General features: G+C 44.9%; 23 protein-coding genes and 1 other RNA gene. 3 read left to right on the forward strand and 21 right to left on the reverse strand.

Translation table 11 applies throughout. The annotated features are described in order from the left end of the window. Window positions 1–64: 64 nt before the first annotated feature. The 14 genes from rnpB to orn all read right to left on the reverse strand — a co-directional run bounded on the left by rnpB (window position 65) and on the right by orn (window position 14772). An RNA gene (gene rnpB, locus EBI00_RS03180) (RNase P RNA component class A) lies at window positions 65–413 on the reverse strand. 75 nt (window positions 414–488) lie between these two features. Continuing rightward, window positions 489–1796 carry a sensor histidine kinase gene (locus EBI00_RS03185; RefSeq protein ID WP_123094495.1) on the reverse strand — a complete coding sequence of 436 codons (1308 nt, stop codon included), beginning with the start codon at window positions 1794–1796 and terminating at the stop codon, window positions 489–491. 6 nt (window positions 1797–1802) lie between these two features. Beyond that, window positions 1803–2501: a response regulator transcription factor gene (locus tag EBI00_RS03190; protein WP_123094496.1), complete on the reverse strand. Its 699-nt coding sequence runs from the start codon at window positions 2499–2501 to the stop codon at window positions 1803–1805. A 208-nt stretch (window positions 2502–2709) separates the two neighbouring features. Next, a complete protein-coding gene (locus tag EBI00_RS03195) occupies window positions 2710–4008 on the reverse strand; it encodes an adenylosuccinate synthase (RefSeq protein WP_123094922.1) in 1299 nt (432 codons plus the stop codon). Window positions 4009–4045: 37 nt separating this feature from the next. Beyond that, a complete protein-coding gene (locus EBI00_RS03200; RefSeq protein ID WP_123094497.1) occupies window positions 4046–5224 on the reverse strand; it encodes an ATP phosphoribosyltransferase regulatory subunit in 1179 nt (392 codons plus the stop codon). Between the two features lie 260 nt (window positions 5225–5484). Further along, a complete protein-coding gene (gene hflC / locus EBI00_RS03205; RefSeq protein ID WP_123094498.1) occupies window positions 5485–6369 on the reverse strand; it encodes a protease modulator HflC in 885 nt (294 codons plus the stop codon). After that, entirely contained in the window at window positions 6369–7613 is a 1245-nt protein-coding gene (gene hflK / locus EBI00_RS03210) for an FtsH protease activity modulator HflK (RefSeq protein ID WP_123094499.1), read from the reverse strand. Before hflK ends, hflC begins: the two co-directional genes overlap by 1 nt. A 31-nt stretch (window positions 7614–7644) precedes the next feature. Further along, window positions 7645–8943, reverse strand: coding sequence for a ribosome rescue GTPase HflX (gene hflX / locus EBI00_RS03215; RefSeq protein WP_123094500.1), 1299 nt, complete (start codon window positions 8941–8943; stop codon window positions 7645–7647). Between the two features lie 35 nt (window positions 8944–8978). After that, window positions 8979–9224 carry an RNA chaperone Hfq gene (hfq, locus tag EBI00_RS03220; protein WP_123094501.1) on the reverse strand — a complete coding sequence of 82 codons (246 nt, stop codon included), beginning with the start codon at window positions 9222–9224 and terminating at the stop codon, window positions 8979–8981. Window positions 9225–9314: 90 nt separating this feature from the next. Further along, on the reverse strand, window positions 9315–10247 hold the full coding sequence (gene miaA, locus EBI00_RS03225) for a tRNA (adenosine(37)-N6)-dimethylallyltransferase MiaA (protein WP_123094502.1): 933 nt from the start codon (window positions 10245–10247) through the stop codon (window positions 9315–9317). Window position 10248: 1 nt separating this feature from the next. Continuing rightward, window positions 10249–12183 (reverse strand): DNA mismatch repair endonuclease MutL, encoded by a 1935-nt coding sequence (gene mutL, locus EBI00_RS03230; RefSeq protein WP_123094503.1) that lies wholly within the window; start codon window positions 12181–12183, stop codon window positions 10249–10251. Between the two features lie 75 nt (window positions 12184–12258). After that, window positions 12259–13590, reverse strand: a complete 1332-nt coding sequence (locus tag EBI00_RS03235; protein WP_123094504.1) for an N-acetylmuramoyl-L-alanine amidase — start codon at window positions 13588–13590, stop codon at window positions 12259–12261. Between the two features lie 86 nt (window positions 13591–13676). After that, window positions 13677–14147, reverse strand: coding sequence for a tRNA (adenosine(37)-N6)-threonylcarbamoyltransferase complex ATPase subunit type 1 TsaE (gene tsaE, locus EBI00_RS03240; RefSeq protein ID WP_123094505.1), 471 nt, complete (start codon window positions 14145–14147; stop codon window positions 13677–13679). 76 nt (window positions 14148–14223) lie between these two features. Beyond that, window positions 14224–14772 (reverse strand): oligoribonuclease, encoded by a 549-nt coding sequence (gene orn, locus EBI00_RS03245; protein ID WP_123094506.1) that lies wholly within the window; start codon window positions 14770–14772, stop codon window positions 14224–14226. Window positions 14773–14846: 74 nt separating this feature from the next. Between orn and rsgA the strand changes: the two genes are divergently transcribed. After that, entirely contained in the window at window positions 14847–15881 is a 1035-nt protein-coding gene (gene rsgA / locus EBI00_RS03250; protein ID WP_123094507.1) for a small ribosomal subunit biogenesis GTPase RsgA, read from the forward strand. Here rsgA and EBI00_RS03255 read toward each other — a convergent pair. Together EBI00_RS03255 and motA are read right to left on the reverse strand one after the other, a co-directional pair. Continuing rightward, window positions 15878–16786: a flagellar motor protein MotB gene (locus tag EBI00_RS03255; protein ID WP_123094508.1), complete on the reverse strand. Its 909-nt coding sequence runs from the start codon at window positions 16784–16786 to the stop codon at window positions 15878–15880. The genes rsgA and EBI00_RS03255 overlap by 4 nt on opposite strands. A 32-nt stretch (window positions 16787–16818) precedes the next feature. Further along, window positions 16819–17673 (reverse strand): flagellar motor stator protein MotA, encoded by an 855-nt coding sequence (motA, locus tag EBI00_RS03260; RefSeq protein WP_123094509.1) that lies wholly within the window; start codon window positions 17671–17673, stop codon window positions 16819–16821. A gap of 111 nt (window positions 17674–17784) precedes the next feature. On the opposite strand from motA, the gene EBI00_RS03265 reads away from it, so the two are divergent. Further along, a complete protein-coding gene (locus EBI00_RS03265) occupies window positions 17785–19278 on the forward strand; it encodes an HDOD domain-containing protein (RefSeq protein ID WP_123094510.1) in 1494 nt (497 codons plus the stop codon). A 25-nt stretch (window positions 19279–19303) separates the two neighbouring features. Next, entirely contained in the window at window positions 19304–20164 is an 861-nt protein-coding gene (gene asd, locus EBI00_RS03270) for an archaetidylserine decarboxylase (RefSeq protein WP_123094511.1), read from the forward strand. Window positions 20165–20312: 148 nt separating this feature from the next. Here the strand turns inward: asd and EBI00_RS03275 are convergent, their stop codons facing one another. The 5 genes from EBI00_RS03275 to tgt form a co-directional block, all read right to left on the reverse strand. Next, complete coding sequence (locus EBI00_RS03275) at window positions 20313–21302, reverse strand: serine hydrolase domain-containing protein (protein WP_123094512.1); 990 nt, start codon at window positions 21300–21302, stop codon at window positions 20313–20315. A gap of 153 nt (window positions 21303–21455) precedes the next feature. After that, window positions 21456–22370 (reverse strand): protein translocase subunit SecF, encoded by a 915-nt coding sequence (gene secF / locus EBI00_RS03280; RefSeq protein WP_123094513.1) that lies wholly within the window; start codon window positions 22368–22370, stop codon window positions 21456–21458. 9 nt (window positions 22371–22379) lie between these two features. Further along, window positions 22380–24230, reverse strand: a complete 1851-nt coding sequence (gene secD / locus EBI00_RS03285; RefSeq protein ID WP_123094514.1) for a protein translocase subunit SecD — start codon at window positions 24228–24230, stop codon at window positions 22380–22382. A 76-nt stretch (window positions 24231–24306) separates the two neighbouring features. Continuing rightward, entirely contained in the window at window positions 24307–24633 is a 327-nt protein-coding gene (gene yajC / locus EBI00_RS03290; RefSeq protein WP_123094515.1) for a preprotein translocase subunit YajC, read from the reverse strand. A 68-nt stretch (window positions 24634–24701) separates the two neighbouring features. Further along, the gene (tgt, locus tag EBI00_RS03295) at window positions 24702–25823 is read right to left on the reverse strand and encodes a tRNA guanosine(34) transglycosylase Tgt (RefSeq protein ID WP_194037701.1); all 1122 of its coding nucleotides are present in this window, start codon (window positions 25821–25823) and stop codon (window positions 24702–24704) included. Window positions 25824–25831: the final 8 nt, after the last annotated feature.

Consider the following 25831-nt stretch of genomic DNA (forward strand, 5'->3'; position numbering starts at 1 on the left):
GATAGGAATAAGAAAAAAATAAGGGTAATGCCAGAAAGGAACGCGTCGTGACGAAGAAAATAGGGGTGCAAGTTGGCCGATAAGCCGGGTTCTGTCGTGGACAGTCATTCATCTAATACGTACATCACTGCACGTCTTTAGCAACCTACCCGAACTCAGCGCGGGTCACGCCAAAGAGTTCCTATTTGGTCTTGCTTCAAGTGGGGTTTACCTAGCCACGAACTGTTGCCAGTCGCGCGGTGCGCTCTTACCGCACCATTTCAACCTTACCGGCAGTAAACTGCTTAGGCGGTGTATTTTCTGCTGCACTTTCCGTAGGCTCACGCCCCCCAGGCGTTACCTGGCACTTTACCCTGCGAAGCCCGGACTTTCCTCCCCCCAATACATTGGGCGGCGACTGCCTAGCCAACTTGCGAGGCGCATGGTACTGATCTATCAGTATAATAACAAGTTATTTTTAGATCCCACCCCAACACCTATTGAATACACTAAGCAACAGGCAGCTGAAAACATACTTCTAGACCACCTTTCTCAAGGTTACGAGCGGTTATTTGGCCTTTGTGGGCACGCACTATACGTTGTGAAATAGTCAATCCAACTCCAAACCCACCACTATTAGCCTCTCTTGCCTCAGACGAACGGTAAAATGCATGAAAGATCTTTTCGAGCTTATCATCTGAAACCCCAGGACCATTATCTCGTACATAGATATACGCCATACCGGCTTTCTCCTGTGTTTCAACTTCAATAACCCCCTCATTTCCTGCATAAAAACAGGCATTACGCAGCACATTTTCAATCGCATGTCGTAACTGCAAGGGATCACCCAGAATACTTTTTGGCAAGCGCCCCACTTTTGAAATACTAATCCCCTTGAGCTGACTCTCAAAACTCACATCATCCACAATGTCTTTAAGCCAACTCTGGAAGTCCACAGTTTCTTTTACCAAGGAAGCCACTTCTAACCGACTTAAGGTTAACACCTGACCAATTAATTCATCGAGCTCATGGAGCTCGTCACGAATACGATCTAAATAGCCTTTTTGAGACTCCATCCCATATTTATCTTCCGCTATAGTAAGTGCAACCTCGATACGCGCAAGAGGGGTTCTAAGCTCATGAGAAACATCTCGCATTAACCTTTCTTTAGAAGAAAGCAATGTCTCGATTCGCCCTGCCATTTCATTAAATTCGCGAGCCAATTTACCCACAGCATCGCTGCGCCGCGCCAATTTTTCTTCCACCCTTGCCGACATGTCACCATGCCCAAACGATCGAGCCGCGCGCTGTAATTTAAGCAGCGGCCCCAATAACCAATAAGCCAATACGCCACTTGATACCAACAACCCTAAGAGAGAAAAACCTACCACGGCTTCGGGTGACAAGGCATCAATTTCAGCGTTTGGCTTAAATATCAGCAAATATTGCACGTTACTGCCGCCAATAACCTGAATAAACTGACTATGCAAAAAATCAGCCGAAGGGCGGGCTGCTGGACTGGGGGTGTTTTGCTCCCTGAAGTTGCGCGGCAATGGCTTCAATAGCGGCAAGCCATTTTCTTTATAAAGATAGATGGTTCCAGATAAGCGTTTTTCGGCTTTTTTTGTTTCCTCTTGCAAAGCAACAATGCCAAATTTTTCATAACCAGCCACTAACTGCACGCCCACATCACCCAACACATCGGCCGAAACTTGATTGCGCTTTTGCAAAAACTCAACCAAACCCAAACCAATACTGACCACAATAATATTGGACAACAAAACCACTAGGAAAACGCGCAGAAAAGTATTCTTCATAAAACGCTATGCACCTTGCTCATTAGCAACAAATATATAACCAACCCCGCGCACGGTTTTAATACGAGGGTCGCCATTCTCTAAGCAACCAATTTTTTTACGCAAGTTACTGATGTGCATATCCAAACTACGATCATACATGGTGAGCTTGCGCCCCAGCGCTTTTTCCGAAAGCTCTTGCTTCGTCAGCACTTGACCGGGAGCCATTAACATACACTCCAACAAGGTATACTCAGAAGTCGTTAGCTCTACCAATTCACCCAATAAATACACAGTGCGATCTTTGCGACGCAACAAAACACCAGACAATTCAATATCCGCTGTTGGATCATCATCACGCTCTTGAGTTGATCTTCTCAAAATTGCTTTTATACGGGCTAACAATTCACGCGGATTAAAAGGTTTTGACAAATAATCATCCGCACCCATCTCCAATCCTAGAATACGATCAATATCATCACCCTTAGCCGTTAGCATAATCACAGGCACCGAGCACTTATTACGAATTTGCTTTAACGTTTCAAAGCCATCCAACTCAGGCATCATTACATCAAGAATAACAATATCAGGCATCTCTACCGCCATCATATCCAACGCCTCACGCCCATTCCAAGCGTGTGACACATCGTACCCTTCCCCATCAAAGTATTCCTTAATGAGATCCGATAAACGAGCATCATCATCAGCAAGCAGCAATTTAACCATAATCCTTTCCTCTTGATTTACGTTTCGAGACAGACAGCCTCACACACAACTGTAAATATTACCCTAGCGGCCAGTGAACTTCGCCGTCCCTTTTCACACAATTTACAAAGAATACTGACATCTTGACCACAGCATGCAATAAACATAAAAAAAGCCGCTTAAAGCGGCTTTTTCAAAGCAAACAATGTTATCGAATATAACTAATCAATTATTGCTTGAATGGATCACGCAATACGATAGTTTCATTACGATCCGGCCCAGTTGAAATAATATCAACCGGAACACCAACTTGAGCCTCTAAGAAACGAATATAATCTTGCGCATTTTTAGGCAGGGCATCAAAGCTTTCCGCACCTACTGTAGGCTCATCCCAGCCGGGTAACTCAACGTAAACTGGAACCGCTTGCTCGTAACCTTCGCTATCAACCAAAGAACCTGATACCGGATTGCCATTCGCATCATTATAAGAAACACACACTTTAATAACGGAAGAACCATCAAGCACGTCAAGCTTAGTCAAGCATATGCCAGACACTGAGTTGATTTGAACCGCATGACGTAATGCCACAGCATCAAACCAACCACAACGACGTGAACGACCGGTCGTGGCACCAAACTCATGACCACGACGACCAAGACGTTCGCCATCTTCATCAAAAAGCTCTGTTGGGAAAGGACCTGATCCGACACGCGTTGTATAAGCCTTCGTAATCCCTAGCACATAATCCAAGTACAAAGGACCAAAGCCCGTTCCAGCCGGCGCACCGCCCGCTGTTGTATTGGAAGACGTTACATAAGGATATGTACCGTGATCGACATCCAACAATGAGCCCTGAGCCCCTTCAAACATGATGTTAGCACCTGCTTTGCGCAAATCATGCAGCAAAGTGATAGTGTCTGCCACCATAGGACGCAAAAACTTAGCCATTTCTAGGCCTTCTGCGTACACTTCATCGTAGGAAATCGGGTCAACTTTATGATAATGGGTTAACACAAAGTTATAATAATCAAGCACTTCTTTAAGTTTGGCAGCAAAACGCTCAGAATCCAGTAGATCGCCCACACGAATAGCGCGTCGAGCCACCTTATCTTCATAAGCTGGCCCAATACCACGCCCTGTCGTACCAATCTTCTTCTCACCGCGATCAAGCTCACGAGCCTGATCAAGCGCAATGTGATAAGGAAGAATTAATGGACAAGCCGCACTGATTTTCAAACGCTCAACAGCAGGCACACCTTGCTCAAGCAGTTCGAGAACTTCCGCCTTCAAAGCAGCAGGAGACAGCACAACACCATTACCAATAATGCACTGCACGCCTTGACGTAGGATTCCAGAAGGGATCAGGTGCAAAACTGTCTTTTTACCATCAATCACCAAAGTATGACCAGCATTGTGGCCACCTTGAAAACGAACAACGGCAGCAACGTCTTCTGTCAATAAGTCAACGACTTTACCTTTGCCTTCATCACCCCATTGAGTGCCTAGAATTACAACATTTTTACCCATATTTTCAGGTCTCATTTAGATAGTTCTTAAAAAAAGTCTAGCTTTGGACTGGCACTAACTGCCAAGCCTCATTTACGAAATCCAACTTAAAATCTGCCGTTTTTTTGTCATTAACCCCAAGAGACTCAACAACGCGATATCCTTCTGCTCGCAGACTGTTAGCTTTTTGCCATAAATCATTACAAGACGATGTTGGCATTAATACGGTTTTTGAGTGAGTAACAACCACGTCCGACAAAGCAACGAGCGCTTTTAAATCTGTACTAAAGCCCGTGGCTGGACGCGAACGACCAAACACTTCACCAATATTATTGTAACGCCCGCCTCTGGCAATGGCATTACCATGCCCAGGAACGTAAGCAGCAAACACCACCCCAGTGTGGTAACTATAGGAAACCAAATCACTGAGATCAAAATGCAAACCAACACCAGAGAAACGATGGCATATTGCCGCGCTAATCAGCTTTAACTGGGTAATAGCGTTTTGTATTAACGGACTGATTGTACCGAACAAGTTGGCTGCTTTATCCAGTACATCCTTGTTACCACACAAACGAGGCAAGGTAACCAGCCATTCCTTTTGTGTTGCACTTAACAACGTAAGAGAATCAACATATCTGTCTAACTCAGGCAAATCTTTGGCTTTATAAAGATCAATCAATTTTTCTTCTTGATCCTTATTGAGGTCACACGCCGTCAGAACACCAGTTACAACATCTACGTGCCCAAGATCAAGAACAACATTAGACAAACCGGCCAACGACAAGGTTTGTAGCATCAAAGACAAGACTTCAATGTCACTTTCTACACCGCCGTGACCAAAAATTTCGGCACCTAATTGAATAGGGCTTCTAGTACCATCTAAGCCTGCTGGCATGGTTCTTAGCACGCTACCACAGTAACTTAAACGTTCAACCGCATTCCCTTTCAGGCAATGCGCGTCGATTCTCGCAACTTGAGACGTAAAGTCTGCACGAATACCTAGAAGTCGACCTGACAACTGATCAGTCACTTTAAACGTCTCAATCTCTAGATCAGAACCAGCACCCGTAAGAAGCGAATCTAAATACTCTAAGAGAGGAGGTATTACTAATTGATAGCCCCATTTTTCATGGAGATTAAGCAGAGTTCTTCTAAGATGTTCTATTTTAGCCGCTTGCTCAGGCAACGCCTCATCAACGCCTTCTGGAAGCAACCAACGATCTGCCAATGTCATTACATTATCCTCTTAGCTTGTGTCAGCAAAAGAAGTGACAATCTAAGAAACCTCACAATCACAACACAAGTCACTTTATTCATTTAAGCGCACACTTATGTTAGATATCGACACCAGCAGAGAGTGCCTACCACGGTTTCTAACTAGATTTTCTTTATTTTGACCATTAAAAAACCGGGCTAGGCCCGGTTTGTGTAATAGTACCATGTTTCCTATTTTAACAAATAGACTTCATGGGCGATAAATGGTGAATATACACCCTATTTCGCGGCACTATTTGAGGTTGAACTATTCAAATATTTGAAGAACTCACTGTCTGGCTCAAGCACGAACAAATCATTATTCCCGTTGAAACTCTCACGGTAAGCCTGAAGACTACGATAGAACTCATAAAACTCTGGATCTTGCGTGTATACATTCGAGTAAATAGCAGCAGCGTTCGCATCACCATCACCTCGGATCATTTCAGCATCACGTTGAGCTTCAGCAACAACCACAACACCTTGACGATCAGCATCCGCACGAATACCTTCAGCAAGCTCCATACCCTTAGATCTGTGCTCACGAGCCTCACGTTCACGCTCTGTTCTCATACGCTGATAAACCGATTCACTAACATCCGGCGGTAAATCAATTCGCTTAACACGAATATCAACGATAGAGATACCCAGTTCATTTTGAGCAACAACATTTAAATCATCACGAAGCTCTGTCATCAACTCATCTCGTTGACCAGATACCACTTCGTGCATGGTTCGCTCACCGAACTTGTTTCTCAAACCAGTATCTACACGCGAAGACAAGACACGGTTAGCGACAAATACATCACCAGAAGTCGACTCATAAAACTGAGCGACATTATCGATCTTCCACTTAACGTAAGAATCCACAACCACCGCTTTCTTCTCAAGCGTTAAGTAGCGCTGTGGGTTAGAGTCCATTGTTAAAATACGCGCGTCGAACTTCTTAACATCGTTCACAACTGGCAATTTAAAGTGAAGTCCTGGCCGAACATCTTCGCGGACAATCTCACCAAACTTAAGCACAACTGCGCGCTCAGTTTCCTGAACGACAAACAATGTTTGTGACGCCGCCAGTATCCCCAAAAGAACGACAAATAAAACTGAAAAAGAAAAGCTTTTCATTAGTTTCTGCCCTCTCTACGAATGGTTGCACTTTGACGCTTACGAATTTCATCCAACACTTGGTCTGTCAATGCACCTATGTTAGCTGAGTTCGTTGAGCCCGTTCCAGTTGATGACTCAGCACGCTGCTTCATTAGCTGATCCAAAGGCAAATACATCATGTTGTTACCACCTTGAGTGTCAACCACAACCTTGTTTACGTCTTTGTATACAGCCTCCATTGTCTCAATATAAAGACGACGACGAGTAACGTCTGGCGCTTTTGTATACTCACGGTAGAGACGATCGAAACGATCAGCTTGACCGCTGGCTCGAGCAACGATTTCAGAGCGATAAGCCTCAGCCTCTTCACGTATACGCTGAGCACGACCACGTGCTTCTGGAATAACACCATTAGCATAAGATTCAGCTTCATTACGGAATCTCAGCTCATCTTCTTTCGCCTTGATTACGTCATCAAACGCTTCTTGCACTTGATTTGGCGCCTGTGTGTTTTCAACGTTAACTTTTGAAATCAAAACACCCGTACCGTAGGCTGAACTGTAGTCTTGGATACGGATTTTCACTTCAGAAGCCAGCAACTCACGACCCTGAGTCAGAATCTGATCCATTTCAGAGCTACCCACAACATGACGCAAAGCACTTTCCGTAATTTGCTTCAAGGATTCTTCTGGATTAAGAACATTAAGCAAAAAATCTTTTGGCTCTTGAACCGAATACTGCACCGACACGCCGACTTCCACGATTGCGTCATCAACAGTCAACATAAGTGCTTTGTGATCATGAGATCGCACTCGAGTCACGTTAACTTTCGTCACACTATCAATCAAAGGTGGATTCCAATGCAGACCAGGCATAACAGTGGAGTGGTACTTACCTAAACGAAGTACAACACCACGCTCTTGCTGGTCAACCTGATAAACACCAGTCGCCGCCCACAAAGCCAGTAAAGCAATCAATACAATAGCAATTAATCCGCCGCTAAGTTTATCCGCAAAACCCGGACCACCATTACTGGAGCCGCCGGAATTTCCGGATTTCTTGCCGCCGAACATACCCATTAATTTACGAAACGCTTCGTCCAAATCTGGCGGACTTTGATCTTTTCCACCAGGTTTGCGACCCCAAGGATCGTTTTCGGTTTCTTTTTCACGACCCCCTTCTGGACGTCCAGCACCGTTATTACGGTTATTGTCTGGATTCCATGGGTCTTTGTCGTTATTACCCGGTTCATTCCAGGCCATACTACATCTCCACTCAGTTTTAATAATGATTCTAAATTACTGACACCGATTCAATCTGATCTTCAGAAAGCTCAGCGCGAGCCAAAATCTGCAAATAATCTTTTTTAGGAAGCTTTACATCTAAAACAAAACGCCCCGCTTCGTCATAACGCTCTGCCTTTACCGCGCCGTGTTCAAAAAGCATAGCTCGTAAGCGACCATAGCTACTTGAAAGAGTGAGCGTTTCATCAAACACATCAACCGCCAACAGCTCGGCAATCGCCTGCTTTAGCAAATCAATACCTTGACCATCACGAGCAGACAACCAAACTCTGAAAGGGTTCCCGTTGGCATCTCTATCAATTCTAGGTTCCGCTGCTGGCAAAGCATCAATTTTGTTAAACACCTTTAACATTGGCACTTCGTTGGCACCAATTTCCTCTAAAACGGTGTCGACATGCGACATATTGTCATCTCTTGCTGCATCTGCTGCATCAACAACATGCAGAAGCAAATCTGCCTCAGAAGATTCTTTCAGTGTGGCCTGAAATGCTTTGATTAACCTATGCGGCAACTGACGAATAAAACCAACCGTATCTGCTAAAACAATGGCTCCGATCTGCTCAACCTCTAAACGCCTTAGTGTCGGGTCCAGTGTTGCGAACAGTTGATCCGCTGCAAAGACATCCGCTCCTGTGGCGCGATTAAACAAAGTTGATTTACCTGCGTTGGTGTAACCCACCAAAGACACTGTTGGTACTGCTGACCTATCACGAGATCGACGACTTTGATCACGCTGAGTTTCTACTTTGCCTAATCGTTTCTGAATAGACTTAATACGCTCACGAAGCAAACGGCGATCAGTTTCAAGTTGAGTTTCACCTGGACCACGCATCCCTATCCCGCCTTTTTGGCGTTCTAAGTGAGTCCAGCCTCGAATAAGACGAGTAGACATGTGTTGCAACTGAGCAAGCTCAACCTGCAACTTACCTTCATGTGTTCTTGCTCGCTGCGCAAAAATATCAAGAATCAGCCCAGTACGATCAAGCACTCGACATTGCAGGACACTTTCTAAGTTACGCTCTTGCGAAGGGGACAAAGCGTGATCAAAAAGAACCACTTGCGCTTCTTCTCTATCAACAATGTCTTTGATTTCAGCTAACTTGCCAGTACCAACAAAATATCTGGCATCTGGACGCTGACGAGACCCTGATACAACGGCAACAGGATCCGCGCCAGCAGAGATAGCAAGTTCTACAAACTCTTCTGGCCCATAAGACTCATTTTGATCATGAAAATCTATATGAACTAATACAGCAATTTCACCACTGTCAGGACGTTCAAAAAACAATATTAAATCCCTCTGCTTGCTTGATTAAAAGCAAACTATTCTACTGCGTCTTCAGGCTGATCAGGCGACGGGACGCGAATGGTACGAGACGGCACAACCGTTGAAATGGCATGTTTGTAAACCATTTGACTGACGGTATTTTTTAATAAAATCACAAACTGATCAAATGATTCTATTTGGCCTTGAAGTTTGATTCCGTTTACAAGGAAGATAGATACTGGCACTCTTTCCTTGCGTAGAATATTTAGGTAAGGGTCTTGTAAAGACTGCCCTTTTGACATTTGAATCTCCTTAAGTAAACGCTAGATAATAAAACAATTATTGATACAACAATACGGCAGATACTACACGATTTTTATCCCGATTTCCCCCTATATAATCTTGCTTTGCATGTAATTCAAGGCATCTGGCACGAGATCTTTTGACAAACTATCGAAAATCATCAAATCTTCCCACCCTCTCAACCAAGTCAGTTGCCTTTTCGCTAACTGGCGAGAGGCGACGACACCTTTAAAGATAGCATCATCTAGCAAATCGTCACCGTTTAAATATTGCCACAATTGCCTGTAACCAACACAGCGCATGGAGGGCATTTCAATGGATAGGTCACTTCGCTGGTAAAACCCTTCCACTTCGGCTAAAAAACCTTGATCCATCATGTGGTAAAAGCGCTGTTCAATGCGCTCATGCAACACACTGCGCTCTTTCGGCATTACCGCCATATTGATCATGTCAAATGGCAATGAAACAGATTCTTGCTCAGACCAAAATTGCGTCATGGTTTTGCCTGTCAAACGATATACCTCAATCGCTCGCTGCAACCTCTGTGGGTCATTAGGGTGAATACGCAACGCGGCCGCTGGATCAACTTTCTGCAGCTCTTCATGCAATGAGGCCCAACCCTTTTCTAACGCCTCTTGCTCTATAGTGGCGCGCAACTCAGCATTGGCATTTGGCATCTCAGCCAGACCTTTTTGTAATGCATTGAAATACATCATGGTCCCCCCTACCAAAAGCGGGGTTTTACCCTTAGACAAAATATCCTGCACATGATCCACCGCGTCCAAAACGAAATCTGCCGCTGAGTAAGACTCTGTAGGATCAATAATATCAATCAACCTATGAGGGGCTTTTGCGAGTAACTCAGCGTCTGGCTTGGCCGTGCCAATGTCCATCCCCTTGTAAACCAAAGCCGAATCCACACTAATAATTTCAAAATTATGGTGTTGTGCCAGCTCTACCGCCAACCCTGTTTTTCCAGAAGCCGTTGGCCCCATTAGACACACAACCTGTGGTTTTGTCATATCAACGCCCTCTCAAAAAAAGCTTATCGAGATCAGACATACTCAAATGCGCCCAAGTCGGTCGACCATGATTACACTGCCCACTGCGCTCCGTAATTTCCATATCTCGCAGCAAACTGTTCATCTCCGTCGTGGTTAATTTTCGATTCGCCCGAATGGCACCATGACATGCCATAGAAGCCATCAATTCATTGGCTCGCGATTCAATCAAATCCGACACACCATTGGTCGACAAATCACTGATAACATCACGCACCAGCCCTTCTACATCGCCTCGAATAAGGATGACTGGCACTTCACGAACCATGACACTTTCCAAACCGGTTCTTTCAACACAAAAACCAAACGCACTAAACACATCACCACTCTCCTCTACCAAATCCGCTTCACTTTGCGATACGGCAATATTGATAGGAACCAACAATGGCTGTGAAGCGATGGTCTTCTGATAAAACGCTGTTTTCATACGCTCATACACAATACGCTCATGAGCCGCATGCATATCCACTAGAATCAGTCCTTGCTCACTTTCAGACAGAATGTAGACACCGTGTAATTGCGCAACCGCAAAACCCAAAGGAGGAACCGTCTGATAGACCGCATTAGAATCACCTTGGGGAAAATCTTCCCCTTCATTTCGACCAATCGAATAAGGTGGAGAAAATTCTTTTATCTCACCGGTATCAGGATCAATGACTTCCGTCTGGGGGGGATATTGCTGGGCGTAACCCGAAAGCCGACGCATTCCATCAAGCTGCCCACGAATTTGGGAAGCACCCGGCGCACTTGATGCCGACTTCATCCAATCCATCTCTGCTGTAGCCTGACGATTCAACAAAGGCAGAGCGGATTGCTCCGTCATATTGGCCCCATAAACCGTAGACACGTCACTGACTGCCGCCTGCATTTCCGTCGGGGCAGAGTCTGATTCAGGCCTCACATCCGCGATGGCTTTATGAATTCGACTGAATAGAAAGTCATGAACCAGTCGCCCATCACGGAAACGCACTTCATGCTTGGTTGGATGCACATTAACATCCACCGTCGCTGGATCTAATTCTAAATACAAAACAAAAGTCGGATGACGGCCGTTATACAAGACATCTCGATAGGCCTGACGAACAGCGTGGGCGACCAATTTATCTTTTACAACTCGACCGTTCACAAAGAAATATTGTAAATCTGCTTGAGAACGAGAAAACGTCGGCAAACCAATCCAACCCCACAAACGCAGGCCAGCAGCTTCAACATCGAGAGTTAAAGAATTTTCAATGAACTTCTTACCTAATAAGGTCGCCAAGCGATGCTCTGCATGAAGCTGATCATTAACCGGCCGAAGGTCGTAAACCTGTTTTCCATTATGACTCAATCGAAAGCCCGTTTCATAACGACTCAACGCCAGTCTTTTTACCACTTCTTCCAAATGAGCAAATTCGGTTTTTTCTGTACGCAAAAACTTGCGCCTTGCAGGCGTGTTAAAAAATAAGTCACGCACGTCAATCGTAGTACCTTGCGGGTGAGACGCCGGTCGTATGGCTGTCTCCATGTCTTTGCCTTCCGCCTCAACACGCCAAGCCTCTGTTTCATTTTCTGCCTGAGAAGTCAGATGCAGACGAGAAACAGAGCTGATACTGGCCAATGCTTCACCACGAAAACCTAAGGTTCTAACGGCTTCTAAATCATCCAATGTCACTATCTTGCTAGTGGCATGACGGCTCAAAGCCAATGAAAGGTCCTCTTTCATGATGCCTGTGCCGTTATCACGTATCTTGATGCGTCGCACTCCCCCTTGCTCCACATCTATATCAAGCTGAGAAGCACCCGCGTCCAGACTGTTTTCAAGTAATTCTTTCACCACCGAAGCAGGCCGTTCAACAACCTCACCAGCAGCAATCTGGTTGGCAAGTCGCGGTGAAAGTAAACTAATTTTTGGCATGAAAAACCTTTCAAAGAAACATCAAAGTACTGTTTATCAAACGAGCAAACAAAAGGCTGAACACAAAAAACACCATCAACCACCTGCTGGAATCACCAGCTTTTGTCCGATCCGAATAACGTCATTGGTTAACTTATTGGCTTGCCGCAACAAAGGCAAAGACACCTGATTTCGCCGGGCTATTTCTGACAAGGTATCCCCACTACTTACGGTATATATTGAATCAGACTGGGCCCTTTGTTTCCAAGCGACCAAGGTACCATCCGGTGCGTTTTCAGTGAAATAGTCAATCACACCTTTGGAAATCGCCGCCGCTAGTTTCACGCGATAAGACCTACTTGATAAGTTCTTTGCCTCGATTTTATTTGAAACAAACCCTGTCTCCACCAAAATAGAGGGGATATCAGGTGACTTCAGCACCACAAAACCGGCTTGCTGAACACTGTCTTTATGCAAAACCGCCACATTCTTCATGTTGCCTAAAATACTTTCACCAACATTTAAACTCATTTGAATAGTCGAATTCATCGACATATCCAACAGCACTTCCGCCAACAGTTGATCTTTATCGTCTAGGGATATTCCTCCAACAAGATCCGCGGAATTTTCCTGTTGCGCTAGCCAGCGGCCCATTTCCGAGGTTTTACCACTTAAGGATAAAGCCCAAACAGAAGCACCCCTGGCACTAGGCTTAGTAAACGCATCAGCATGCACTGAAATTAGCAGATCGGCATTCGCTTCACGAGCAACCCGCGAACGGTCACGCAATTGCAGATAGGTATCGGTAGAACGAGTCATAACCGCCTTAAAACCATCAACTGCATTAATACGACTGGCGAGCTCTTTTCCTATGGATAACACAATATCTTTTTCACGAACGTTAAACTGCCCGAGCGCACCCGGATCTCTCCCACCATGACCAGGATCAATAGCAATAACAATATCCCGCTTCTCTTTTGATAAGTCCGCAAGACTTTTTACAATCGTAGCGGGCTTACGAATACCATATTCCAACTCAACCAATATTCGCGGCCCATACGTATCGTTAGGTGCAAGCACCGTACTTTTGGCTTTAACAGACTGTCCCAAATCAAGCACAAAACGCACTCCGTCATCCCGCCTCGCATAACGAACACGCATCAGAACATCAGAAGACAAGGCGGACAAACTGTTGACAACAGATGGGGTCAGTATTGCCCCACCGATATCGAGCACGATACGATCAGGATTTGAGAGAGGAAAAATTCGATGGTCTGAATTATCGGACAACTCAAAAACCAAACGCGTCACCCCTTCTTGCTGGGCAACGCGAATGTCTCGAACTTCAGCTGCCAAAATAGGTAAGCTGGCAACAGCAAGAAGTAGACTTATTAAAACAGAAAGACAATAACGAAATTTAGTATGCATATCAGACAGCTAGCTAGTATATGTTGCACACTATAACCGTTGATTAAATGTATCTCAATCTTACTAGTCGTAAAGACTTCTATACATTAGAGCACCATGGCATTTTGCAAGTCAGATAAAGCAGCATAACCTTTCTGTGTTTGCGCCTTTATCGAAACATGACGACCTTGGCGAATAAGGCTCAAACTAATGATTAAGTCAGCTTCTGGCAACACACCTAGCCCCATTTCAGCCCATTCAATTAAGCACAAAGTATTTTCTGCAAAATAATCACGAATCCCCATAAACTCGAGCTCTTCTGCGTTGGCAACTCGGTATAAGTCAAAATGATAGGCATCAAAATTGGTTAGTTCGTAAGGCTCTACTATGGTGTAGGTCGGACTTTTTACCGGCCCTTTGTATCCTAAGCCGTATAACATCCCCCTCACCAAGGTGGTTTTTCCCATCCCTAGGTCACCCGAAAGATAGATTACCCCTCCTGAGGTGAGCGCAGACGCGATCACACCACCCATACCTTCCATAGCCTCCTCACCAAACACTTCTTTATCAATTTGCATTTGCATAAACCTTTAAAATCATAATAACAAAGCCTGTACAAGCATCACTAATATTCGATTGATCGCAGCCGGAAACTCAGTCCATACCAAACATAGTCCGTCGATAATGCTGCAACTCTCCAATGGACTCTAAAATATCATCCAAGGCCAAATGAGCACCCGTCTTATGAAAACCGTCTAAGGCTTCTGGCTTCCAACGCTTGGCCAGCTCTTTTACCGTACTCACATCTAAGTAACGGTAGTGGAAATAGGCCTCAAGCTTAGGCATATAACGGTATAAAAAACGACGATCTTGCCCGACACTATTACCACAAATCGGCGATTTACCTGCTGGCACATATTGCGCCAGAAACTGAATAGTTTCTTCTTCAGCCTGCGTCATACTAATATCAGAGGACAAGACTCGGGCTGTCAAGCCAGAGTCACCATGATGCTGCGTACACCACTCGTCCATTGCATCCATTACGGCTTTTTCTTGATGGATGACCAGATTCGGCCCTTTTGCCAAGACATTTAAATGCTTGTCCGTCACAACCGTCGCAATTTCAATAATCGTATCGGTGTCTGGGTTCAACCCCGTCATTTCTAGATCAATCCAAATTAAATTTTCTTCATTTAAGCTCATAGTCTTCCAAGTCCTTTATTATCAATGCCAAGCATTATACTCTATGCGCCTTACTTTATGACCAGACGAATATAATGTCGAAGCGAAAACTTACTAAACAACAAACTTGGCGAATCGAAAGAATTCACAAAGAGCGCGTTGAACGCACTCAAAAACGTGGCGATATCGCCGAAGAACTTCTTCAGTCTTCAGATCTTGGCCCTGAAACAGAAGGAATTATTATTTCTCACTTTGGCACTCAAGTCGAAGTGGAAGGCACTCAAGCACCGTTTGTCGGCATTTCGACACGCTGTAATTTGCGCGCTAACCTTGGGCAGCTGGTCACCGGCGATAAGGTCGTCTGGCGTCCAAAACAAAATGAAGGCGGTGTCGTCGTTGCAACGACACCCAGACACACATCACTGTCTCGTCCGGACATGCACGGTAGATTAAAACCCGTTGCAGCGAATATTGACCATATTGTTGTGGTCATCGCGGCAGAACCGGTTGCCCACGCCAATTTGATTGACCGCTATTTAGTGGCCGCTGAAACAGTTGGTATTCCTCCCGTTATCTTGCTGAACAAGTGCGACCTAATTGATAGCAGCAATCAAGCTGGTCTGGATAGCCTGCTAAAAACCTATGAAGATCTGAATTACAAGATCATCAGAACATCTATTAAGGAACAAGCTGGGATGGAAGTGCTATACGACTTTCTTCAGGATAAAACCAGTGTTTTTGTTGGGCAATCAGGTGTTGGAAAGTCATCTCTTATCGGCACCCTACTTCCAGGAATAGATATTAGCGTTGGCGAATTATCACAAAAACGCAAAAAAGGCGTCCATACCACCACCACTGCCCGCTTGTTTCACATGCCAAAGGGGGGAGATCTCATTGACTCACCAGGCATACGAGAATTTGGATTATGGCACATTTCTGAAGATGAACTCTTGAATGGTTTTATCGAATTCAGACCACACATTGGCTACTGTCGATTCCGCGACTGTGCCCATGAAAAAGAACCTGGCTGCGCTATTCTAGCGGCTTTGGAAAAAGGTGACGTTACCGAGCATCGCTTCCAAAGCTTTCTTCGGATTAAGCAGTCCATTCGCGACAATAACGCCTTTTAAAAAACGGAACTTGGCGCCAACTCTTGATCAGACTGCTGAAACGGATTACCAAAGTTTTGACGGTTCTGATCTAGTAACTTCTTGTAGGCATCATCAGTCAATAACGTAATGCTGATGCGTCTGTTTTCAGCGCTGTCCGTATCAAAGCGATTATATGGAATCGTATCCGATAAACCAATCACCTGAGCAATACGATCATCTTTGATACCACCCTCTTCAAGAATGTAACGGGCGGCGTTGGCCCTGAGAGCAGATAAATCCCAGTTATCAATACCGCCCGCACCAATAAATTTCGAAGAGTCTGTGTGTCCCGTAATGACGATAGGGTTAGTCACTTTATTAAAGATTGGGGCAATAGACAGCAAGGTATTCTCAATATCCGGCATCATGCGCGCACTGCCACGCTCAAACATAGGCGCATCTGGGTTATCCAACAAAGTAATACGCACACCTAAGGGTGTAATCTCAATACGCAGATTATTTTGTTTTGACACCATGATGTTCATCTTATTGAGCTCGTCGTTCAACACATCGTTTAAACTATTCGCCTCAGCCAACTCGGCACCGTTACCCAGCCTAGTGTCTGTATTTCTTACGTCCGCACTGCCCGACTCAGGCAACTGAAGATCAAGCTTCTTCTCTGGACTTTTTGCTGGACTTCCGCCCAAATCAATCGGGTTAGCACTAAAGCCCGCCGTTGACTGACCCATAGGATCCTGAAAATACCCTTCGATACTAGCCAACTCCTCAGGAGAAGCCACACTCAATATCCAAAGCACCAAAAAAAGCGCCATCATGGCCAACGCAAAATCCGCTAAGGCAATTTTCCATGCACCGCCATGATGCCCGCCTTTTTTTACTTTTTTTACGCGACGAATAACAAGCGAGTTGGAACCCAATGCCATCTACTTTCTCCTGTGTAATAAGTTAGAGGCGCTTATCGATATTGTTTGAGATCATCAGCAAGCTCAATAAAGCTTGGGCGCATATCTGGAGGAAGCAGTTTTCGTCCCGTTTCAACCGCAACAGGAGGGGCATACCCAGACACGATGGCACTCAAACTGGCTTTAACACACAAATACGCTTTCAGCTCATGAGCCCCTAAGCTTTCCATGTGTGAGGCCGCCGGACCCGCAAAACCGTAACCAAGGAAAATCCCCAAAAACGTCCCTACTAAGGCAGCTGCAACGTGCACACCTATTGCTTCAATTGGACCGCCAATAGATCCCATAGTAATCACAATACCCAAAACCGCTGCCACGATACCAAAACCTGGCAACCCTTCCGCCACTCTTGTCATAGCGTGACTCGGCGCCGCCAACTCTTCTTGAATTTGCTCAATTTCATTGTCCATGATGGCTTCAATTTCATACGCTGGCAGACCTGTTAAGGTGAAAATACGATAATTATCGGTCAAAAAATGGACAACCTCATGGTCCCGCAAGACCTCTGGAAAACGATTAAACAATTCACTGGTCAGCGGTGACTCTATGTCTTCTTCAATGGACAAGAAGCCATTTTGACGACTTTTTTGAAATAAACAGTACATTAACCCAAGCAACTGAGCATAAAAATGCTTATTGTGTCGACTCCCAGAAAACACTTGCGGCAACATAGCAAACACTTTCTTTTGCACGGAAAATGGATTAGCCACCATAAAAGCCCCTAGTGCAGCGCCACAAATAATAACGACTTCAAAGGGCTGCCATAACGCCAGCAGACTTCCATGCGATGCCAAATAACCGGTAACCACACTGACAATGACCACCAAAAAACCAGCAAAAGCGAACATATTCTCTTCCTTACAACCAACAACGTATTTTCTGTTTGCATTATCAAGTATGATTAAATTGTTTATACAAACAAGAGCATACTAACTTCCGAGCCACTAATGTAACCAGCTATGATAGACAAGTCACCCTTTGGCCTTAATGAATGGCTACATTTTCTAAAAAATAAAAAGCTTCCTGTCAAAGCCAGCGTTTTGATTCGCCTCAAAACTCAAGTAAAACGCGCTGACGACACCTTAGAAAATATGCAAGCCAATATCGCCTCAGACCCGTTCTTAGCGTTTGCCATTCTCAATGAAGCCAATCGAATTCTTCCCAACAAGAGTACTGACATTAAAACACCGTTTCATGCTGCTACCATGGTGGGGATGAATGGTCTTGAAAAGCTTTTACCGCAATTTGCCCCTTATGAAGATAAAAAGCAAAAAACACCTCATATAAGCGCTTTTTTAGAAAACGTCCAAGTCAGTTACGAAGCCGCCTCCATAGCAAGAAGTTGGGCGATTGGTAAGCTGACTAGTCACGAAGATGATATTTTTTGGACCACACTTTTTAGAGATACCGCTCGATGGTTAATGTGGTTTTATGCCAGCCCTGTCATGCAAGCGCTGCAAAAAAAAATCCAACAGGGTGAAAAATCGAGTCAAGCAGAATTAAGTATTTTAGGGTGCCGTTTAGACGAGTTGACAGCTCACCTTTGCACTCACTGGCATACCCCACAAAAAATCATTGATTCATTCCTAAAGAAGCACATTCCAAATGCGAAAGAATTACAGGTGCTTGCCCATCTGGCGCATCACCCTGATGAATTACCTGGCTTTACCGAAGATAAGCGCCTGACACTGATTATCAATAATCCTTTGGTCTTCTCATATTGCGCAAGCAAAGTGGCTCATGAAGCCAGTTTAATGAGGTGGGACTCTAGAAACCTGCCTTTTTATTATCGCGTTGTGGCAACCATTATGCACCGCAGAATTGGTGAGGTCATCCAAATGGCGCACCTCGCGTGCGTTGAATCCGCAAAAAAATACCGTATAAGCGAGACTCCTTCACTTGCTCAAAGACTGTTAGATACGACGCTTTTTACAAGCAAACCTGACCCTAGAACTAAGCAGACGAAAAAGGTCGCTGCCGCCTTGTCACCAATAGCCGACCTAAAAAAGACTGTCAAAAAAGCCGGCATTCTAGACACCAAACAAAAAGCCCAGCTGGCGCTAAAAACCATTAAGCTTGCCATTCCCAACGCATTGCATACGATTATTTTTAAGCACGCTAATGGAAAAACCTTGCCAGCTTACCAATACGGTTATAACTTAGAAACCATCAAAGCCATTAAGTGGAATGCCCCTTCTGTCGTTTTCAACACTATGTCACGAAAACGCTCCGCCAATCACTTATCAGGCCAAAAACTCACTCGCATTTTAAAAGACTTGCCTGACAACACGGACCAAATTATTGATAACACCAGCCACCTCATGCTCGTGTCCACACACACTTCAGCAACTGAAATGCTGTTATTTTGGCTAGAAACGCGCAACGAATTTACTGAAATCGATTTTAAAAACCTTAAACAGATTGTGTCTCTTATCAGTGACAACACTCAATAAATACATTTAGATCAGGATAACAAACGTGACCAAAGATCAACTTTTTGCTTTTGCTCAACACATCACACCACAAAAAACACTTTCGCGCGCCATTGGCAAAATAGCAGAGTGTGAAAACCGCTGGGTCAAAAATACTTTTATTAGTCAATTCGTTAAAAAATATCAGGTTGACATGTCGGAAGCCATAAACAGCGACCCTTTGTCTTATCGTAATTTTAATGATTTTTTTACTCGCGCTATTCGTCCAGAGCTTCGACCGATTTGCGATCAAGACGACGGTATTGCCTGCCCTGCTGATGGCGCTATCAGCCAGCTTGGCAACATCGAATATGGCACTCTTTTCCAAGCCAAGGGACACAATTACAGCCTGACCGATTTGTTAGGAGGAGATGCGTCACTCTCAAATCAATTTCTAGGCGGCTCTTTTGCTACCGTGTATCTTTCACCCAAAGATTACCATCGCGTGCACATGCCACTGACGGGCAAACTGACAAAAATGATCCACATTCCGGGCAAGCTATTCTCGGTTAATAAAGTCACAGCAGAACAAATCCCCAATGTTTTTGCTCGCAATGAACGCACAGTGTGTTTGTTTGATACAGAAGCAGGACCAATGGCGGTGATATTAGTCGGCGCTATGATTGTTGCAAGCATTGAAACCGTCTGGGCAGGACAAGTTACTCCTTTTAACAAACAGGTTGTCACCTGGAACTACGACGCGCTAAATAATATAGAGCTCAAAAAAGGCGAAGAAATGGGGCGATTTAAATTGGGCTCAACCGCCATTGTTCTATTCGGTAAAGACGCCATCAACTGGGAAGAATCTCTGCAAGCAGAAACCCCCACTAAAATGGGCATGCACTTTGGCCGCATTGTCGAAAAATAATACCAACCATCGCATTCATGCAATAAAAAATGCAATAAAAAAGCCCTCCAATCCTGGTCAGCCAGCTATTGGGGGGCACTTAAGCTACACATCTAGTGATACACGACCTAAACCAGAAAAGTAAGATAGATCACGATCAATAATAATTCTAATCCTCCGCCTTAAGTACAGACACAATATCACGACTCACCATGTCATGAAGCAAATCCCGATACCCTGTTCGTCCCGATGGCAAGTTTTCTTCTGACGTGATGGCGATGGTTAATTCTAGTGACGGCAATACATAAACCATTTGCCCACCGTACCCCCATCCATAGTAACCCTGCACCCCCGAAAACGACTGAATAAACCATCCGTATCCATACTCCCCCCGATGAAAACGAGACTGCGTTCTTGGCGTCCAACTTTCTTTTATCCAGTCTTCAGAAATGAGGCGCTGACCTGTCTTAGTAATACCACCTCGACGATACAGCTCACCAAAAGCCAACAAAGAAGCTGGCGTCATACCGACTTGATTGCCTCCCATTGGAATACCTTGCGGACTTGTCTCCCAACTTTGCACCCACACACCAGACCCTTCAAGCCACTGATTGGCTAATCGATAAGTGTGCTGACCACTCTGTCGCATAATAATGGCAGATAGCAAATGCGTATTACCCGTTGAATACTGCATAGCACCGCCCACCGCTTCGACAAAGGGCCTTGAAAGTGCTGACTTCACCCAGTCATCGCTCGTCACCCATCGCCCATAGTTTCGGCCAGATGTTCGCTCCAATCCCGCTTGCATAGAAAGTAAGTGACCAATCGTTACGTCACTTAAGCGCGAATCTGGGTTACTGGGTAAGCGATCAGCCAATAACGCTACAACTGGCTGATCAACGCCCTCCAGAATACCGCGATCAATGGCTATACCTACAAGTGCGGACATCAGTGATTTTGACGCAGACTTGATATTAGCTAGCTCATTAATATCGGCTTTGTTATACGCCTTTGCCCACACTAATTCCCCCTTATGGGCGACATGGATCGTTTTGATATTAGAAAACCCTTCCGCCGTTTTGTCCATAGCACCTAGATCTAAAGCGCTAGCTTCGACACTGACAAATAACGCACACAAACCGAGTTCTAAACAACGCATACTAACCCACCTAAGATTTAAACCACTTACTCAATTTAAGCAATAAACACCCATACAGTATAATAAATTCAAAACGACAATAAAAAACCCGCACAAAGCGGGCTTTTATTATCTTTACGCGTCTTTTTCAAACATTCAAGTTTAAACAATCCACTATGGTGTTTCGTCTTCAAGTTCTTCTTTCGGTGCGGGTATTAAATCTTCTCTGGTAATATTTAACGCCAGCAATAAGTTAGCTGCGACAAACACTGACGAGTAAGTCCCGATCACTATGCCCACCAAGAGTGCTTGCGAGAAACTGTTAATTGCCTCCCCACCAAAAAGAAACAATACCAATAACACAAAAATAGTTGTTAACGACGTAATCAAGGTTCGACCTAGCGTTTGGTTAATCGATTCATTGATCAAATCATAGGGTTCGATGTCACGCATGACGCGAAAGTTTTCCCTAATCCTATCGCACACAACAATGGTGTCATTTAGGGAGTAACCTACTACTGCTAGCAAAGCAGCCAACACCGTCAGATCAAACTCCACCTCGAAAAGCGAAAAGAACCCCAAGGTGATGATGACGTCATGGGCCAAAGCCGCTACAGACGCTAATGAAAACTTAAACTGAAAGCGTACAGCGACGTATATCATTACCACAGCCAGGGCGAGTAACATGCCCAGACCACCCTGTTCACGCAACTCTTCGCCTACCTGAGCGCCCACAAACTCAGAGCGTTTTAGGGTGACACGAGTGTCAGCGCCATCTTGCAGAGTTAACAGAACCTCATCACCCAAAGTGGGTGTATAAGCATTTGCCAAACGAACCACAACGTCGGTTGAAGACCCAAAGTTCTGCACCACCACATCGCCATAACCATTAGCAGCAAGCAGCTCCCGAACATCTTCTAGATCTGGCGCTTCTTGATAACCCACTTCAATCAGGGTGCCACCGGTAAAATCTAAACCAAATTGCAAACCCTTTACCGCTAACGAGCCAATTGATACCAAAAGCAGCACAATTGAGAAAACAGCAACCAGCTTGCGCATTGCCATAAATGGAATATTTGTCACTTTCATGGCGCTCTCCTAAATGTACAGTTTCTTGTTTTTACGACCACCATACACAAGATTTACCTGCGCACGAGTCACGATGAGCGCTGTAAACATCGAGGTAATAATCCCTAACGATAAGGTCACAGCAAACCCTTTGACTGGTCCAGTACCAACTGCAAATAAGATTACAGCCACCAATAAAGTGGTAATATTGGCATCAAAAATCGTCGTAAAAGCACGATTAAATCCTGAATGGATAGCTTGCTGACTGGGCACACCATTTGCCAGCTCCTCTTTTATCCTTGAGAAAATCAACACATTCGCGTCAACAGCCATCCCCATTGTCAGAACAATACCAGCGATACCGGGCAAAGTTAACGTAGCTGATAGCAATGACATACAGGCCATCAATAACATGATGTTTAACGCTAACGAAATGTTGGCAAAAACACCAAACACCTTGTAATAAACTAGCATAAACAACATAACGACCATTAAGCCTATCTGCGCAGAACTCACCCCTAGCTTAATATTCTCAGCACCCAAACTCGGCCCAATCGTACGCTCCTCAACAAAGTAGATAGGTGCGGCAAGCGCACCAGCTCGCAATAATAGCGCCAATTCAGACGACTCACGGGGGCTGTCTAAACCGGTAATACGAAATGAGTTACCCAATGTTGTTTGGATTGTTGCCAATGAAATAATGCTTTTTTCGCTGTAGCTACGACGAACCTCTTCCAACTCACCGTCTTTTTCAACGAAACGACTGCGAGACTTGTGTTCGATAAACACCACGGCCATATTACGGCCAACAGCAGAACGAGTGACTTTACTCATCTGCTTGCCGCCCTTGCCATCTAAACTGATGTTTACCTGTGGACGTCCATTTTCATCAAACGAAGAACTGGCATCTGAAACACTGTCACCAGTAATAATGATATCTCGCTCTAAACGCGCCGTACGCCCACTGCCATCGCGGAAGGTCAAGGATTCAATATCCGAACCCCTATCGTCTAACCCTGCCTCAAGGCGGAACTCCAAGTTAGCCGTAGCACCAATAATACGTTTTGCCGCTGCCGTGTCTTGTACACCAGGCAATTCTACAACAATGCGATTTGTACCCTGACGCTGCACTAAAGGCTCAGCGACGCCCAACTCATTAACGCGATTACGCAATGTCGTTAAGTTCTGCTGAAGCGCATACACTTCAATTTCTTGCTTCGCCACTTCCGTAAAACGAACATCTAAGTAAAAATCACCCTCAGTTTGACGAGAGGTGTAACGATATTCAGCAAATTCATCTTCTAAAATCGTCTCTGCTGCCGACAAATCAGCTTCCTGCAAGAATCGGATCGATAGGACTTCTCCATCTACTTCAACACTGCGGTAACGTATCCTGTCATTTCGTAGCAACACCTTCATTTCGCTGGACGCGATTTCGAGTCGCTGTCTAAGCGCAGCAGGCGTATCAACTTCTAGCAAAAAATGCACACCACCGCGCAGATCAAGGCCCAATTTCGCAGGTCCTGCACCCAACGAAGACAGCCAATCTGGCGTTGTTGGCACCAAATTAAGTGCCGTCACGAAACCTTCACCTAATGCCGCCGCCACAATGGGTTTAGCAGCCAGCTGGTCCTCACCGCTATTGAAGCGTAAGGTACCGCCAACAGAGGTAACCTCTGCCTCTTTTAATTCAATATTGGCTTTTTCGAGCGCGTCTTTCGCTGTTTGTATTGTTCGCTCGTCAACCACAGACGTGGCTTTTTGGGTAGATAGTTGTAGCGCTGGATCATCTGGATAAAGATTTGGGAAGGCATACAGTAGCCCCAAAGCCAAAACAAGAAGAATTAGCAAATACTTCCACAAGGGGTACTTGTTAAGCATGAAAAGTCCTTTACACCTAAATTTAATGACTAGAGGAAAAGAAAAACGCCTCAGTCGAGGCGCTTTTCTAAGAAAGTTAGATAGACTTCAATGTTCCTTTGGGCAACACGGCTGCCACAGAAGCCTTCTGAAATTTCATTTCAATGCCTTCGGCCACTTCAAGCATGACGTAGTTATCGTCAACTTTAGACACTTTACCTAAAACACCACCGCCAGTAACGACCTCGGTGCCTTTTGCTAGCGATGCAATCAAGTTTTTATGCTCTTTTGCACGTTTCGCTTGTGGGCGCCACATAAGGAAGTAAAAAATGACAACGAAGCCCGCAAGAAGCACTAGGTTAAAAATACCTGCATCTGCTGGTGCGCCGCCTTCAGCGTAAGCTGGTGAGATCAATGCGATCATGGTGTTAACTCTCCAATGGTTTATGAAACTGTTGCGGCCTTTTTATCAAGGAATCCGCATATATTTGTTTACTCTTTATTCAAAGCAGGCGTTTCTAAGCCACGCTTTGCATAAAACTCATCAACAAAGGCGTCAAATCTACCTTCATCGAGCGCCTGACGCAATCCCGCCATGAGTGTTTGGTAGTAACGTAAGTTATGAATCGTGTTTAATTGTGCGCCGACCATTTCTTGGCACTTATCCAAATGATGTAAATAGGACCGAGAAAAGTTTTTACAAGTGTAACAGTCACATTCTTTATCAAGTGGACCCACATCATGACGATACTGCGCATTACGAATTCGCACCACACCATCGGATGTGAACAAATGGCCATTACGGGCGTTACGTGTTGGCATCACACAGTCGAACATATCAATACCACGACGCACCCCCTCAACTAGATCCTCAGGCTTACCAACCCCCATAAGGTAGCGCGGCTTATCTTCCGGCATTTTAGGCGTAGTGTGATCTAACACCTTCATCATTTCGTCTTTAGGCTCACCCACTGACAAACCACCAATGGCATAACCATCAAACCCTATGCCCACTAAACCCTCTAAGGACTCATCTCGAAGGTTTTCGTACATACTGCCTTGGATAATACCAAACAAGGCAGATGGACTGTCACCGTGCTCATCTTTTGAACGCTGTGCCCAACGCAAACTCATGCGCATAGACTTCGCTGCCACTTCAGGCGTCGCAGGATACGGCGTACACTCATCAAAGATCATCACAATATCAGAGCCAAGATCACGCTGAACCTGCATCGAAATTTCAGGACTTAAAAACACTTTCGAGCCATTAATCGGCGAACGGAAGCTAACACCCTCTTCGGTAATTTTGCGCATTTCCCCAAGAGAAAATACTTGAAAACCGCCTGAGTCCGTTAAAATCGGCTTTTTCCATTGGGTGAAATCATGCAGATCACCATGGGCTTTCACCACGTCTGTTCCCGGACGCAACCACAGGTGAAAAGTATTACCCAAAATAATATCCGCACCAATTTCCTCGATATCTTTGGTCAACATGCCTTTTACCGTACCGTAAGTACCCACTGGCATAAACGCTGGCGTTTCAACCTTCCCACGGGGAAACGTCAAGGTCGCACGACGTGCTTTTCCTGACGTGGTGTGAAGTTCAAAATCCATAAAACATT

Source organism: Marinomonas hwangdonensis (assembly GCF_003721245.1).
GTDB classification, from domain to species: Bacteria; Pseudomonadota; Gammaproteobacteria; order Pseudomonadales; family Marinomonadaceae; genus Marinomonas; species Marinomonas hwangdonensis.

What these genes read in the sequence shown, in the direction of transcription:
- EBI00_RS03185 (WP_123094495.1), bottom strand. Translation starts at nt 1,796, where the DNA reads ATGAAGAATACTTTTCTGCGCGTTTTCCTAGTGGTTTTGTTGTCCAAT.
- EBI00_RS03190 (WP_123094496.1), bottom strand. Translation starts at nt 2,501, where the DNA reads ATGGTTAAATTGCTGCTTGCTGATGATGATGCTCGTTTATCGGATCTC.
- EBI00_RS03195 (WP_123094922.1), bottom strand. Translation starts at nt 4,008, where the DNA reads ATGGGTAAAAATGTTGTAATTCTAGGCACTCAATGGGGTGATGAAGGC.
- EBI00_RS03200 (WP_123094497.1), bottom strand. Translation starts at nt 5,224, where the DNA reads ATGACATTGGCAGATCGTTGGTTGCTTCCAGAAGGCGTTGATGAGGCG.
- hflC (WP_123094498.1), bottom strand. Translation starts at nt 6,369, where the DNA reads ATGAAAAGCTTTTCTTTTTCAGTTTTATTTGTCGTTCTTTTGGGGATA.
- hflK (WP_123094499.1), bottom strand. Translation starts at nt 7,613, where the DNA reads ATGGCCTGGAATGAACCGGGTAATAACGACAAAGACCCATGGAATCCA.
- hfq (WP_123094501.1), bottom strand. Translation starts at nt 9,224, where the DNA reads ATGTCAAAAGGGCAGTCTTTACAAGACCCTTACCTAAATATTCTACGC.
- miaA (WP_123094502.1), bottom strand. Translation starts at nt 10,247, where the DNA reads ATGACAAAACCACAGGTTGTGTGTCTAATGGGGCCAACGGCTTCTGGA.
- mutL (WP_123094503.1), bottom strand. Translation starts at nt 12,183, where the DNA reads ATGCCAAAAATTAGTTTACTTTCACCGCGACTTGCCAACCAGATTGCT.
- EBI00_RS03235 (WP_123094504.1), bottom strand. Translation starts at nt 13,590, where the DNA reads ATGCATACTAAATTTCGTTATTGTCTTTCTGTTTTAATAAGTCTACTT.
- tsaE (WP_123094505.1), bottom strand. Translation starts at nt 14,147, where the DNA reads ATGCAAATTGATAAAGAAGTGTTTGGTGAGGAGGCTATGGAAGGTATG.
- orn (WP_123094506.1), bottom strand. Translation starts at nt 14,772, where the DNA reads ATGAGCTTAAATGAAGAAAATTTAATTTGGATTGATCTAGAAATGACG.
- rsgA (WP_123094507.1), top strand. Translation starts at nt 14,847, where the DNA reads ATGTCGAAGCGAAAACTTACTAAACAACAAACTTGGCGAATCGAAAGA.
- EBI00_RS03255 (WP_123094508.1), bottom strand. Translation starts at nt 16,786, where the DNA reads ATGGCATTGGGTTCCAACTCGCTTGTTATTCGTCGCGTAAAAAAAGTA.
- motA (WP_123094509.1), bottom strand. Translation starts at nt 17,673, where the DNA reads ATGTTCGCTTTTGCTGGTTTTTTGGTGGTCATTGTCAGTGTGGTTACC.
- EBI00_RS03265 (WP_123094510.1), top strand. Translation starts at nt 17,785, where the DNA reads ATGATAGACAAGTCACCCTTTGGCCTTAATGAATGGCTACATTTTCTA.
- EBI00_RS03275 (WP_123094512.1), bottom strand. Translation starts at nt 21,302, where the DNA reads ATGCGTTGTTTAGAACTCGGTTTGTGTGCGTTATTTGTCAGTGTCGAA.
- secF (WP_123094513.1), bottom strand. Translation starts at nt 22,370, where the DNA reads ATGAAAGTGACAAATATTCCATTTATGGCAATGCGCAAGCTGGTTGCT.
- secD (WP_123094514.1), bottom strand. Translation starts at nt 24,230, where the DNA reads ATGCTTAACAAGTACCCCTTGTGGAAGTATTTGCTAATTCTTCTTGTT.
- yajC (WP_123094515.1), bottom strand. Translation starts at nt 24,633, where the DNA reads ATGATCGCATTGATCTCACCAGCTTACGCTGAAGGCGGCGCACCAGCA.
- tgt (WP_194037701.1), bottom strand. Translation starts at nt 25,823, where the DNA reads ATGGATTTTGAACTTCACACCACGTCAGGAAAAGCACGTCGTGCGACC.